This window comes from Streptomyces sp. NPDC059832 (assembly GCF_042731715.1).
Lineage (GTDB): Bacteria > Actinomycetota > Actinomycetes > Streptomycetales > Streptomycetaceae > Streptomyces.
This window is the reverse complement of the sequence record NZ_JBHWIY010000015.1, coordinates 34,038-47,263: the sequence shown is the minus strand read 5'-3', so window position 1 is coordinate 47,263 and position 13,226 is coordinate 34,038. Positions and strand designations below refer to the sequence as shown.

General features: G+C 70.1%; 12 protein-coding genes. All 12 read right to left on the bottom strand.

The annotated features are described in order from the left end of the window. Complete coding sequence (locus tag ACFV8T_RS25520; protein ID WP_385331525.1) at positions 1–1,581, bottom strand: PH domain-containing protein; 1,581 nt, start codon at positions 1,579–1,581, stop codon at positions 1–3. Next, positions 1,578–2,081, bottom strand: a complete 504-nt coding sequence (locus ACFV8T_RS25515; RefSeq protein WP_266420923.1) for a PH domain-containing protein — start codon at positions 2,079–2,081, stop codon at positions 1,578–1,580. Before ACFV8T_RS25515 ends, ACFV8T_RS25520 begins: the two co-directional genes overlap by 4 nt. Positions 2,082–2,085: 4 nt before the next feature. Continuing rightward, positions 2,086–3,738, bottom strand: a complete 1,653-nt coding sequence (pgi, locus tag ACFV8T_RS25510) for a glucose-6-phosphate isomerase (RefSeq protein ID WP_385331523.1) — start codon at positions 3,736–3,738, stop codon at positions 2,086–2,088. Between the two features lie 187 nt (positions 3,739–3,925). Further along, entirely contained in the window at positions 3,926–4,261 is a 336-nt protein-coding gene (locus ACFV8T_RS25505; protein WP_072483070.1) for an RNA polymerase-binding protein RbpA, read from the bottom strand. A gap of 109 nt (positions 4,262–4,370) precedes the next feature. After that, a complete protein-coding gene (gene secG, locus ACFV8T_RS25500) occupies positions 4,371–4,607 on the bottom strand; it encodes a preprotein translocase subunit SecG (RefSeq protein ID WP_072483071.1) in 237 nt (78 codons plus the stop codon). Positions 4,608–4,722: 115 nt separating this feature from the next. After that, a complete protein-coding gene (gene tpiA / locus ACFV8T_RS25495) occupies positions 4,723–5,499 on the bottom strand; it encodes a triose-phosphate isomerase (RefSeq protein ID WP_385331521.1) in 777 nt (258 codons plus the stop codon). A 6-nt stretch (positions 5,500–5,505) separates the two neighbouring features. Beyond that, positions 5,506–6,717 (bottom strand): phosphoglycerate kinase, encoded by a 1,212-nt coding sequence (locus tag ACFV8T_RS25490; protein ID WP_385331518.1) that lies wholly within the window; start codon positions 6,715–6,717, stop codon positions 5,506–5,508. A 108-nt stretch (positions 6,718–6,825) separates the two neighbouring features. Continuing rightward, the gene (gene gap / locus ACFV8T_RS25485) at positions 6,826–7,836 is read right to left on the bottom strand and encodes a type I glyceraldehyde-3-phosphate dehydrogenase (protein ID WP_329593142.1); all 1,011 of its coding nucleotides are present in this window, start codon (positions 7,834–7,836) and stop codon (positions 6,826–6,828) included. A gap of 260 nt (positions 7,837–8,096) precedes the next feature. After that, positions 8,097–9,086 (bottom strand): DNA-binding protein WhiA, encoded by a 990-nt coding sequence (whiA, locus tag ACFV8T_RS25480; protein ID WP_093539665.1) that lies wholly within the window; start codon positions 9,084–9,086, stop codon positions 8,097–8,099. Then, positions 9,077–10,111, bottom strand: a complete 1,035-nt coding sequence (gene yvcK, locus ACFV8T_RS25475) for a uridine diphosphate-N-acetylglucosamine-binding protein YvcK (RefSeq protein WP_385331514.1) — start codon at positions 10,109–10,111, stop codon at positions 9,077–9,079. Before yvcK ends, whiA begins: the two co-directional genes overlap by 10 nt. After that, entirely contained in the window at positions 10,108–11,097 is a 990-nt protein-coding gene (gene rapZ / locus ACFV8T_RS25470; protein WP_266420903.1) for an RNase adapter RapZ, read from the bottom strand. The genes yvcK and rapZ overlap by 4 nt, the downstream gene beginning before the upstream one ends. Then, positions 11,094–13,166 carry an excinuclease ABC subunit UvrC gene (uvrC, locus tag ACFV8T_RS25465; RefSeq protein ID WP_385331511.1) on the bottom strand — a complete coding sequence of 691 codons (2,073 nt, stop codon included), beginning with the start codon at positions 13,164–13,166 and terminating at the stop codon, positions 11,094–11,096. Before uvrC ends, rapZ begins: the two co-directional genes overlap by 4 nt. Positions 13,167–13,226: the final 60 nt, after the last annotated feature.

Here is a 13,226-nt window from a genome sequence, read left to right as displayed (position 1 = left end):
TCAGCCGGTGGGCGGGACGCGCTCCAGGAAGGGTTCCAGCAGGCCGGGCACGGCCTCGGAGGCGAAGTCGAGGCCCTCGCTCGCGTCCGTGTCGTACGCCGTGTACGCGCCCGCTCCGGCGGCCGTCGTCGCGGTGACGCTCAGCACCCCGGCCCGCCGCTGGAAGTACGTCTGCCGGACCGTCCAGCCGATGACTCCGGCCCGCTCCAGCGCGGCGGTCGAGCGCCTGACGCTGCCGGACCTCACCACCAGGTAGTCGCCGCTGATGGCGTGTCCCAGGCCGCGGTACGCGTCCCGGGCCAGGAACACCCCGGCGGGCAGCGCCACGACGGCCCAGGCGAGCGCGATCCGGAGCAGGACGGGTGTCAGCAGCACGCCCAGGAGGGCCAGGACCAGCGCCGGGGCCGCGACCGCCCAGAACGCCCGGCGCAGCCTGCGGCCACGGGCCGCGAGGGGATGCCCGGTCAGCGGGGCGCCGGTCGGGGACGTGGTCTCGCGCAGGACGTCGGCGGCCACCGCGTCGGCGACGGTCCTGGGCACGGCGGGCAGCAGGGTGTTGTGGTCGCCGTGCTGCTCCTCGTCGTCCTTGGCGAGTCCGGTGGTGATCGCGTCGACCCGGGCCGCGCCGAAGGTACGGATACCGAGCGGTTCGACGAGGTCGACGCCGCGCAGCCGGCGCTCCTCGATGGAGACGGAGCGGGAGGTCAGCAGTCCGCGGCGGATCCGCAGGGTGCCGCCGGGTTCGCGCTCCAGCCGGTAGTTCCACCACATCTCGACCCACAGGCCGAGCGCGCCGACGACACCGGCGAGCACCGCGGCGAGGGCGAGGATCACGATCATGGCGAGCAGCGAGGTGTCCCGGAAGCGGTCGCCGACCCACTCGATCACCCGCCCCTGCGCCCCGAACCAGTCGCTGACCTGCATCACCGCGCCGGCCGCCGCACCGCCGAGCGCGGGGGCGACGAACGAGACCGGCGCGTAGCGGATCCAGCGCGGGTCGAGGGCGACGAGCTCGCCCTCGCGATGGGTGCCCGGGGTGCCGGTGGGCGTTCGTTCCAGCAGTTCGCGGCGGAGCCGTTCGCCCTCGGGCCGGGTGACCGGGTCGAGTTCGAGGGTGGAGTCGTTGCCGGAGTGCTCGCCGGTGCCGATGCGGACGGTGACCAGGCCGAGCACCCGTTGCAGCAGATGGGCGGTGAGGTCGACGCTGCGGATGCGTTCCCGGGCCAGTGAGCGCTTCTTGACCAGGAGCAGCCCGGTGTGGAGCTCGACCCGGTCGGCGCCGACGCGGTAGCGGGTGCGGCGCCACCGTACGTGGTCGCCGACCGCCGCGGAGCCGATCAGCAGGATCGATCCGGCAAGGACCCAGGCGACCGCGGGCCCGAAGCCGAAGCGTCCGGACAGGCCGAGCGTGGTGGGCACGGCCGCACCGGCGGCCACTCCGGCCGTGACGAGAGCGCTGACGAGCACCGTGCGCCGGTCCAGGTGCCGCCAGTCGGCGGCGGTGGCCGTGCCGGGGCCCTGGGCCCGGCTCTGCTCGCCCCCGGCGTCCGGGGAGGGGGAGAGCGCCGCCTCGGAGCTCATGTGGCGTCCCCGGGGGTGTCCTGGGTGATCCGGGTCAGCCGCTCGGCCAGTTCGGCCGCCGTTTCGTGGTCGAGGCCCTCGATCCGCACCTCGCCCTTGGCCGACGCGGTGGTCACGGTGACGGTGGCGAGCCGGTAGAGCTGTTCGAGCGGTCCGCGCACGGTGTCCACGGTCTGGATCCGGGACATCGGGGCGATCCGCCACTCCTGCCGGAAGACCCCGGTCCTGACGTACACCGCTTCGTCGGTGACCTCCCAGCGATGGGTGCGGAACCACCAGGCGGGGAGGAGGACGGCGCAGCCGGTGCCGAGGACCGCGAGGATCGCGGCGGGCAGCAGCAACCAGAACCGGGCGGGCTCGATGAGTACGCCCAGCACGGCCAGGACGACCACGGGGGCCGCGGTCAGCAGCAGCCACTGGGCCCGCCACCATCCGACGGCCCTCGCGTCCAGCGTGTTGTTCGGCGGCCGCAGCCGCACCGTCCCCTCCCCCGTGGTCATCGGCTCAGCGCCCCCGGCGGGCGCGGTACGCCTCGACGAGCGCGGCGGTCGAGCTGTCCAGCTGCTCGCCCCCCTTGCCCTCGGTAAGCACCGGCTCGATCTTCCTGGCGAGGACCTTGCCGAGTTCGACGCCCCACTGGTCGAAGGAGTCGATGTTCCAGACGGCGCCCTGGACGAAGACCTTGTGCTCGTACAGCGCGATCAGCTGGCCGAGCACGGACGGGGTCAGCCGGTCGGCGAGGATCGTCGTCGTCGGGTGGTTGCCCCGGAAGGTCTTGTGCGGCACCAGTTCCTCGGCGACGCCCTCGGCACGGACCTCGTCCGGCGTCTTGCCGAAGGCCAGCGCCTGGGTCTGGGCGAAGAAGTTGGCCATCAGCAGATCGTGCTGGGCGACCAGGCCGGGCAGCAGGTCGGCGACCGGCTCGGCGAAGCCGATGAAGTCGGCCGGGATGACCTTGGTGCCCTGATGGATCAGCTGGTAATAGGCGTGCTGTCCGTTGGTGCCGGGGGTGCCCCAGACGACCGGTCCGGTCTGCCAGTCGACCGGATTTCCGTCCCGGTCCACGGACTTGCCGTTGGACTCCATGTCCAGCTGCTGCAAGTACGCGGTGAACTTGGACAGATAGTGGCTGTACGGCAGCACGGCATGCGACTGGGCGTCGAAGAACGCGCCGTACCAGACGCCCAACAGGCCCAGCAGCAGAGGGACGTTGTCCTCGGCGGGGGCCGTGCGGAAGTGCTCGTCGACCAGGTGGAAGCCGTCGAGCATCTCGCGGAACCGGTCCGGGCCGATGGCGATCATCAGCGAGAGGCCGATGGCGGAGTCGTACGAGTAGCGGCCGCCGACCCAGTCCCAGAACTCGAACATGTTGGCGGTGTCGATGCCGAAGTCCGCGACCTTCTCGGCGTTCGTGGACAGCGCCACGAAGTGCTTGGCGACCGCGTCCTGGCCGGCCCCCAGACCGGTCAGCAGCCAGTTGCGGGCGGAGGTGGCGTTGGTGATGGTCTCGATCGTGGTGAAGGTCTTCGACGCGATGATGAAGAGCGTCTCGGCCGGGTCGAGATCGCGCACCGCCTCGTGGAGGTCGGCGCCGTCCACGTTCGACACGAAGCGGACGGTCAGTCCGCGGTCCGTGAAGGAGCGCAGCACCTCGTACGCCATGGCGGGGCCGAGGTCGGAACCGCCGATGCCGATGTTGACGACGTTCTTGATCCGCTTGCCGGTGTGACCGGTCCACTCCCCCGACCTGACGCGGTCGGAGAACGCCGCCATCTTGTCGAGCACGGCGTGCACACCCGGCACCACGTTCTCGCCGTCGACCTCGATCACCGCGTCGCGCGGGGCACGCAGCGCGGTGTGCAGGACGGCGCGGTCCTCGGTGGTGTTGATCTTCTCGCCGCGGAACATCGCGTCCCGCAGCCCGGCCACCCCGGTGGCCGCGGCGAGTTCGCGCAGCAGCCGCAGCGTCTCGTCGGTGACCAGGTGCTTGGAGTAGTCGATGTACAGATCGCCGACCCGGAGGGTGTATCCGGTACCGCGCTGCGGATCGTCCGCGAAGAGCTGTCGCAGATGTGTCGTTCCGAGCTGCTCGCGGTGCTTGCCCAGAGCGGTCCACTCGGGCGTCTGGTTGAGCCTGGTTCGGCTACGTGTATTCATCCCGGATATCAGCCCAATTCTTCTCGTGCCTGCAGATGCCCCGCTGCACCTCCAACCTAATTGATCAGAGGGGCCGACGAGGCAATGCAGACCTGCGGCACGGCCAGGGCCTGTCCGGCCCTGATCCGCCGGACAGGCGCTGAAGCAGTCCGGCCGGGCACCCTGTGGGTGCCCGGCCGGTGAACTTCTAGATCTCGCCCCGGAGTTTCGCCAGGGCCTCGGCGAGAATGGCCTCGCCGTCCGCATCGCTGCGCCGCTCCCGTACGTACGCGAGGTGCGTCTTGTACGGCTCGGTGCGCGGCGGGTCCGGCGGGCTGTCCCGGTCCTGGCCGGCCGGGAAGCCGCAGCGCGGGCAGTCCCAAGTCTCCGGTACCTGCGCGTCACTGGCGAAGCTCGGCTGCGTCTCGTGCCCGTTCGAGCACCAGAAGGAGATGCGCAGGCGCGGCGCGGACTCGCCGCGCTCGGCCTCCCCCATCGGCCCCGCTCCGACCCGGCTTCCCCGGATCGCGTTGCCACTTGCCACGGTCGTAACTCCCTGCGTGATGGTGCTCGAAGATGCCCCAGTCTACGTAAGGCCCAACGCGCGTCCAGTGAAAGGAGTTACACCATCACCGGGAATCGCGTACGACGGGTCAGTTGTCCAGCTTGATCAGCAGACCAAGCACAACAATGCACGCGAACCATCCCAGACCGACGACCACGGTGATCCGGTCGAGGTTCCGCTCCGCGACCGAGGAGCCGCCGACCGACGACTGCATGCCGCCACCGAACATGTCGGAGAGTCCGCCGCCCTTTCCCTTGTGCATCAGCACCAGCAGCATCAGCAGCAGGCTGAAGACGATCAGGGCGATCTCGAACGCCAAAATCACGGCTGGTCCCTACTTTCCGGAATTCCTCTGGACTGCATGTGCGAACAACGGGGGCCGGGAGGCTACACCCTCCACGGCCCCCGCAAGGGTACGACGGATCCGCGCTACCGCATACTCACTGGTCGCGGAAGCGGACGATCTTGACGAACTCGTCGGCATCCAGCGCGGCGCCGCCGATCAGTGCCCCGTCCACGTCGGGCTGCGCCATGATCGCGGCGACATTGCCGGACTTCACCGAGCCGCCGTACTGGATGCGGACGGCGTCGGCCAGCTCCTGCGAGTACAGCTCGGCCAGCCGGCGGCGGATCGCTCCGCAGACCTCCTGGGCGTCCTCGGGGGTGGCGACCTCGCCGGTGCCGATGGCCCAGACCGGCTCGTACGCGATCACGATGGACTCGGCCTGCTCGGCCGGTACGTCCTTCAGACCGCCGTCGAGCTGCGCGAGGGTGTAGGAGACCTGGTCACCGGCCTTGCGGATGTCCAGGCCCTCGCCGACGCAGAGGATCGGGGTCAGGCCGTGCTTGTACGCGGCCTTCACCTTGGCGTTGCAGATCTCGTCGTTCTCACCGTGGTACTGACGGCGCTCGCTGTGGCCGACGGCGACGTAGGTGCACCGCAGCTTGGCGAGCATCGGGCCGGAGATCTCGCCGGTGTACGCGCCGGAGTCGTGCGCCGAGATGTCCTGGGCGCCGTACTTGATCTTCAGCTTGTCGCCCTCGACCAGGGTCTGCACGGAGCGCAGGTCGGTGAAGGGCGGCAGGACGGCGACCTCGACGACGTCGTAGTCCTTGTCGGTCAGCGCGAAGCCGAGCTTCTGGGTGTGTGCGATGGCCTCGAGGTGGTTGAGGTTCATCTTCCAGTTGCCCGCCATCAGCGGGGTACGAGTGGTCATGAAAGGTCAGTCCTCCAGTGCGGCGAGGCCGGGAAGCGTCTTGCCCTCGAGGTATTCGAGGCTGGCACCGCCACCGGTCGAGATGTGTCCGAATGCGTTCTCGTCGAAGCCCAGGGTGCGGACGGCCGCGGCGGAGTCGCCACCGCCGACGACACTGAAGCCCGAGGAGTCGACGAGGGCCTGGGCGACGGCCCGGGTTCCCTCGGCGTAGTCGGGGTGCTCGAAGACGCCCATGGGGCCGTTCCAGAAGACGGTGGCGGCGTCGGCGAGCTTCGATGCGTACAGCGTGTTGGTCTCGGGGCCGTTGTCCAGGCCGATGAACCCGGCCGGGATGGCGTCCGCGGGCACGGTGCGGTGCTCGGTCGGGGCCTTGGCCTTGAGGTCCGGGAACTGCGCGGAGACCACGACGTCGACGGGGAGCACGAACTCGACGCCCTTGTCCTCGGCGCGCTTGAGGTACTCCAGCACCGCCGGGATCTGGTCCTCCTGCAGGAGCGAGCTGCCGACCTCGTGGCCCTGGGCCTTGAGGAAGGTGTACGCCATGCCGCCGCCGATCAGGATGCGGTCGGCGCGCTCCAGGAGGTGGTCGATGACGCCGAGCTTGTCGGAGACCTTGGAGCCGCCGAGCACCACGGCGTACGGACGCTCGACGTTCTCGGTGAGCTTCTTCAGGACGCCGACCTCGGTGGCGATCAGGTCACCGGCGGCGTGCGGCAGCCGGGCCGGGAGGTCGAAGACCGAGGCGTGCTTGCGGTGCACCGCTCCGAAGCCGTCGCCCACGTACAGGTCGGCGAGCTCGGCGAGCTGATCGGCGAAGGCGCCGCGCTCGGCGTCGTCCTTGGACGTCTCGCCGGGGTTGAAGCGGAGGTTCTCGATGACGGCGACCTCACCGTCCCCCAGCGCGGCGACCGTGGCGCGGGCGGACTCGCCGACCGTGTCGGTCGCGAAGGCGACGTCCGTGCCGATGAGTTCACCGAGGCGGGCGGCGGCAGGCGCCAGGGAGAAGGCCGGGTCCGGAGCGCCCTTGGGGCGGCCCAGGTGCGAGGCGACGACGACCCGCGCGCCGGCCGCGACGAGCTTCTCCACGGTCGGCTGGACGGCGCGGATGCGGCCGTCGTCGGTGATGGTGGTGCCGCTCAGCGGCACGTTGAGGTCGGCGCGGACGAATACGCGCTTGCCGGTGACCCCTTCGGCGATCAGTTCGTCGATCGTCTTCATCTTGCTGGACTCCTTGGAGGGCGGGAGAGCATGCGACGGGGCTCGAACAGCGCGACGTTGCGCTGTTCGAGCCCCGTGCTCACATCGAGGTGCCTGCCGGTTCGACGGTCAGAGCTGGTTGCCGACGAAGACGGTCAGGTCGACGAGGCGGTTGGAGTAACCCCACTCATTGTCGTACCAGCCGAGGATCTTCACCGACTTGCCCTCCTGAACCATCGTCAGCGAGGAGTCGAAGGTGCAGGACGCCGGGTCGCCGACGATGTCCGAGGACACGATCGGGTCCTCGGTGTAGTACAGGATGCCCTTGAGGTCGCCGTCGTCCGCGGCCTTCTTGAACGCGGCGTTGACCTCGTCCTTGGTGACCTCGCGCTGCAGCTCCACGACCAGGTCGGTGGCCGAGCCGGTCGGGACCGGGACGCGCATGGCGATGCCGTCCAGCTTGCCCTTCAGCTGCGGGAGCACCAGGGCGGTGGCCTTGGCGGCACCGGTGGTGGTCGGGATGATGTTCTCGGCGGCGGCGCGGGCGCGACGCAGGTCCGAGTGCGGGAAGTCCAGGATGCGCTGGTCGTTCGTGTACGCGTGGACCGTCGTCATGAGGCCCTTGACGATGCCGAAGTTCTCGTCCAGAACCTTGGCCATCGGCGCGACACAGTTGGTCGTGCAGGAGGCGTTGGAGATGACGTGGTGGCTGGCCGCGTCGTACTTGTCCTGGTTGACGCCCATCACGATGGTGATGTCCTCGCCCTTGGCCGGAGCCGAGATGAGGACCTTCTTGGCGCCGCCGGCGATGTGCTTCTCGGCGTCGGCCTTCTTCGTGAAGATGCCGGTCGACTCGATAACGATGTCGACGCCCAGCTCACCCCAGGGGATGTCGGCCGGGTTGCGCTCGGAGAGCACCTTGATCGTGTGACCATCGACGGTGATGGTATCGGCGGTGTGGCTGACCTCTGCCTTGAGACGACCCAGGATGGTGTCGTACTTCAGCAGGTGGGCCGTGGTCGCGGTGTCACCCAGGTCGTTGACAGCCACGATCTCGATGTCCGCACCCTGCTCCAGCAGCGCGCGGAAGTAGTTACGACCGATGCGGCCAAAGCCGTTGATGCCTACGCGGATCGTCACGAACCGATCTCCTCGTTAGGTACGCGGGGCTTTCACCCCGGCGAGTTGTATGAGATGTCCCCGACCGCCTCCGACCCTACCTCTCCGACGGCCCCGGGGTGACATCGAGCGGGGACGTCGGAACCGCCGAGGCCCGTACTCCTCGGTAGGAGTACGGGCCTTCGAACACCCGGTCGTACGAGCAGCTGAAATTACGCAGCGTCAACATCCCGTGGAGCGCCGCGCGTCCCGGATCCGGCCGGATTCACCGCCGTCGCGGGTCAGCCCACCAGGCCGTCGGCGAGCTCCTCGCTGAGGGTGGATTCGGTGCCCGGGATCCCCAGGTCCTGGGCCCGCTTGTCGGCCATCGCCAGCAGCCGGCGGATCCGGCCGGCGACCGCGTCCTTGGTCAGCGGCGGGTCGGCGAGCGCGCCCAGCTCCTCCAGGGACGCCTGCTTGTGCTCCATGCGCAGCCGGCCGGCGGCCGCGAGGTGCTCGGGCACCTCCTCGCCCAGGATCTCCAGCGCGCGCCCCACCCGGGCGCCCGCGGCGACCGCGGCCCGCGCGGAACGGCGCAGGTTGGCGTCGTCGAAGTTGGCCAGGCGGTTGGCGGTGGCGCGGACCTCGCGGCGCATCCGCCGCTCCTCCCAGGCCAGCACCGAATCATGGGCGCCCAGCCGGGTGAGCAGGGCTCCGATCGCGTCGCCGTCGCGGACGACGACCCGGTCCACCCCGCGCACCTCGCGGGCCTTGGCCGCGATGGAGAGCCGGCGGGCGGCGCCGACCAGGGCGAGCGCCGCCTCCGGGCCGGGGCAGGTCACCTCCAGGGAGGAGGACCTGCCCGGTTCGGTCAGCGAGCCATGGGCCAGGAAGGCACCGCGCCAGGCGGCCTCGGCATCGCAGGTGGCCCCCGAGACCACCTGCGGGGGCAGGCCCCGGATGGGACGGCCGCGGCCGTCCACCAGACCGGTCTGGCGGGCCAGCTGGTCGCCGCCCGCCACGACGCGTACGACGTAGCGGGAGCCGCGCCGCAGCCCGCCGGGCGCCATCACGATCAGCTCCGAGCTGTGCCCGAAGATCTCGAGAATGTCCCGCTTCAGCCGGCGCGCCGCCATCGAGGTGTCCAGCTCCGCCTCGATCACGATCCGGCCGCTCACCAGGTGCAGTCCACCCGCGAACCGAAGAATCGCCGAGACCTCTGCTTTTCTGCAGCAGGTCCGGGTCACGGGAAGCCGGGAAATTTCGTCCTTCACCGCCGGCGTCATCGCCATGGGCCGATCCTTCCATGCATCCGAAAAATACGGTCGTACGCGGCGGCCAACAGCTCCGGGTCATGAATCGGAACGCCGTCGGGTGAGGCCACCGGCGCCAGCTCGACCGCGGCGCCGAGCCGCTTGGCGGCATCGGCGAGGGACTCACGATCGGGCACGGCGGCTTCGTCGGCCAACACCACGTCCAGGGCGAGTTTAGGGGCGTGTCGTCCCAAAACCTCCAAATGACGCTGCGGGGAGAAGCCATCAGTTTCACCGGGTTGCGGTGCGAGGTTGAGCGAGAGGACCTTGCGGGCCTTGGTTTCGACGAGCGCGTCGAGCAGTTCGGGGACGAGCAGGTGCGGGATCACGGAGGAGAACCAGGACCCCGGGCCGAGCACCACCCAGTCGGCGTCGAGGACCGCGGCGACGGCCTCGGGGACGGCCGGCGGGTCGTGCGGGACGAGGTGGACGGACTGCACCTCGCCGGGGGTGAGCGCCACCGTGGCCTGTCCGCGCACGGTGTCCACCTCGTCCGGGCGGGCCGGGTCGTGTCCCCGGACGAGCGCCTGGAGCTCCAGCGGCACGGCGGACATGGGCAGCACCCGGCCGTGCGCCCCGAGGAGCCTGCCGACCAGGTCGAGAGCCTGTACGTGGTCGCCGAGCTGCTCCCAGAGGGCGACGATCAGCAGATTGCCGACCGCGTGCTCGTGCAGATCGCCCTTGGACTGGAAGCGGTGCTGGATCACCCGGGCCCAGGTCTGGCCCCAGTCGTCGTCACCGCACAGGGCGGCGAGCGCCTTGCGCAGGTCGCCGGGCGGCAGGACGCCGAGCTCCTCGCGGAGCCGGCCGCTGGAGCCGCCGTCGTCGGCGACGGTGACCACGGCGGTGAGATCGCCGGTGATCCGGCGGAGCGCCGCGAGCGACGCGGACAGGCCCATGCCGCCGCCGAGGGCGACGACCTTGGGCTGCGCGCCGCGCTTGCGGCCGGACAGCGCAGATGTGGCCCTGCGCAGCCGCCGCAGGCGCAGATTGCGGCTGGTCACTCGCGCCCCATGTCCCGGTGGACGAGAACGGTCTCGATGCCTTCGGTCGCGAGCCGGGCCGCGAGCTTCTCGGACATGGCAACCGAACGGTGCTTGCCGCCCGTGCAGCCGACGGCGATCGTCACATAGCGCTTGCCCTCGCGGCGGTACCCGGCGGCGATGAGCTGGAGCAGCTCCGTGTACTGGTTGAGGAACTCCTTGGCGCCGGGCTGGTCGAAGACGTAGGCGGAGACCTCCTCGTTGAGCCCGGTGAACGGGCGCAGCTCGGGAACCCAGTGCGGGTTGGGCAGGAAGCGGCAGTCGACCACCAGGTCGGCGTCGACCGGCAGGCCGTACTTGAAGCCGAACGACATCACCGTGGCGCGCAGCTCCGGCTCCTCGTCGCCGGCGAACTGGGCGTCCATCTTGGCGCGCAGTTCGTGCACGTTGAGGCTGGACGTGTCGATCACCAGGTCGGCGTCGCCGCGGAGCTCGCGCAGCAGGTCGCGCTCGGCGGCGATGCCGTCGACGATCCGGCCGTCGCCCTGGAGGGGGTGCGGGCGGCGGACCGATTCGAAACGGCGGACGAGGGCGTCGTCGGAGGACTCCAGGAAGACGATCCGCCGGGTGACGTGCTTGGCCTCCAGGTCGGCGAGGGATTCGCGGAGGTTGTCGAAGAAGCGGCGCCCGCGGACATCGACGACGACGGCGATCCGCGCCACGTTGCCCTGCGAGCGGGCGCCGAGCTCGACCATGGTGGGGATCAGGGCGGGCGGCAGGTTGTCGACGACGAACCAGCCGAGGTCCTCCAGACACTTGGCCGCCGTGCTGCGCCCGGCGCCCGACATCCCCGAGATGATCACCAGCTCGGGAATGGCCGCATTCCCGTCGCTCGTCTCGATCGTGGTGCCCGTACTCACGTGTCCTGCTCCGTCTGCTCGGTCGGTGCCGTCGTGCTCGACTTCTTGCTCGCGCTCGGCTTCGTGTTCGTTTTCACGCTCGGTCATGTCGTGCTGCCCCCGTCGTCCTCTTCAATGATCTCTCCTGTCGCCGTGTTCACGGCGGGCGTGGCCGGGGCGGCCGAGGCGAGGGCGACAGCCACTGATTCCGCCGTCCTGCGGCCTATCCCCGGAACCTCGCAGATCTCGTCGATTGTCGCCTGCTTCAGCTTCTTCACGGAGCCGAAATGCTTGATCAACGCCTGTTTCCGGGTTTCGCCGAGACCGGCGACGGCGTCCAGGGGGCTGGACCGGATGCGTTTGGCCCGCTTGGCGCGCTGATAGGTGATCGCGAAGCGGTGGGCCTCGTCGCGGACACGCTGGAGGAGATAGAGGCCCTCGCTGGAGCGGGGCAGGACGACGGGGTCGTCGTCATCGGGCAGCCAGACCTCTTCGAGGCGCTTGGCGAGGCCGCAGACGGCGATGTCGTCGATCCCCAGCTCGTCGAGAGCCCGCTTGGCCGCGGCGACCTGCGGCTGGCCGCCGTCGACCACGACGAGCTGCGGCGGATAGGCGAACCGCTTGGGCCGCCCGTCGTCCTCACGGGGCTCGGCGTCCGGATCGGGGACGGCGTCCGCGCCGGTCGGGGCCGCGGGGTCGGCCAGGGCCGCCGGGTCGGTCTGTGGAGCCGGGACCGGTCCGGTCGGGGCGGGGGTCTCCTCCCACTCCCCCGTCCGTTCCTTGTCCTGCAGATACCGCTTGAAGCGGCGGCCGATCACCTCGTGCATCGACCGGACGTCGTCCTGGCCCTCGAAGCCCTTGATCTGGAAGCGGCGGTACTCGCTCTTGCGGGCGAGGCCGTCCTCGAAGACGACCATGGAGGCGACCACGTCGTCGCCCTGGAGGTGCGAGATGTCGAAGCACTCGATGCGCAGCGGGGCGGTGTCGAGGCCGAGCGCCTCGGCGATCTCCTCCAGGGCGCGGGAGCGCGTGGTCAGGTCGGAGGCGCGCTTGGTCTTGTGCAGCCCCAGGGCCTGCTGGGCGTTGCGCTGGACCGTCGTCATCAGGTCCTTCTTGTCGCCGCGCTGCGGGATGCGCAGGCTGACCTGGGAGCCCCGGCGGCCGGCGAGCCACTGGGAGACCGCGTCCGGGTCCTCCGGCAGGGCCGGGACGAGGACCTCCTTGGGGACGGAGTCGCCCGTCTCCTCGCCGTACAGCTGCTGGAGGGCGTGCTCGACCAGACCCGAGGTGTCGACGTTCTCGACCTTGTCGGTGACCCAGCCGCGCTGGCCGCGCACCCGGCCGCCGCGCACATGGAAGATCTGGACGGCGGCTTCGAGCTCGTCCTCGGCGACCGCGATCAGGTCGGCGTCGGTGGCGTCGGCCAGGACGACGGCGCTCTTCTCCATGGCCCGCTTCAGGGCCTCCACGTCGTCGCGGAGCCGGGCCGCCCGCTCGTACTCCATCTCCTCGGCCGCCGCCATCATGTCCTTCTCCAGGCGGCGGATGTACGTACCGGTCCGGCCGGCCATGAAGTCGCAGAAGTCGTCGGCCAGTTCGCGGTGTTCCTCGGGGGTGACGCGGCCGACGCAGGGGGCCGAGCACTTGCCGATGTAGCCGAGGAGGCACGGGCGGCCGGTCCTGGCGGCGTTCTTGAAGACCCCGGCGGAGCACGTACGCACCGGAAAGACCCTCAGCATCAGGTCGACCGTCTCGCGGATGGCCCAGGCGTGCCCGTAGGGACCGAAGTAGCGCACGCCCTTCTTCTTGGCTCCGCGCATGACCTGGACGCGCGGGAACTCCTCGTCGAGTGTGACCGCGAGATACGGATAGCTCTTGTCGTCGCGGTACTTGACGTTGAACCGCGGGTCGAACTCCTTGATCCAGGAGTACTCCAGCTGGAGGGCCTCGACCTCCGTGGCGACGACCGTCCATTCCACCGAGGCGGCCGTGGTGACCATCGTGCGCGTACGCGGGTGGAGCGCGGCCAGGTCCTGGAAGTAATTGGCCAGGCGCTGGCGCAGGTTCTTGGCCTTTCCGACGTAGATCACCCGGCGGTGTTCGTCGCGGAATTTGTAGACCCCCGGGGAGTCGGGGATCTGTCCCGGCTTGGGGCGGTAGCTGGAGGGGTCTGCCATGTGTCCCACCCTACTTGCGGGCAGTGACAGTGCGGCCGGGCCGGAGGGGGTGCCGTGCTC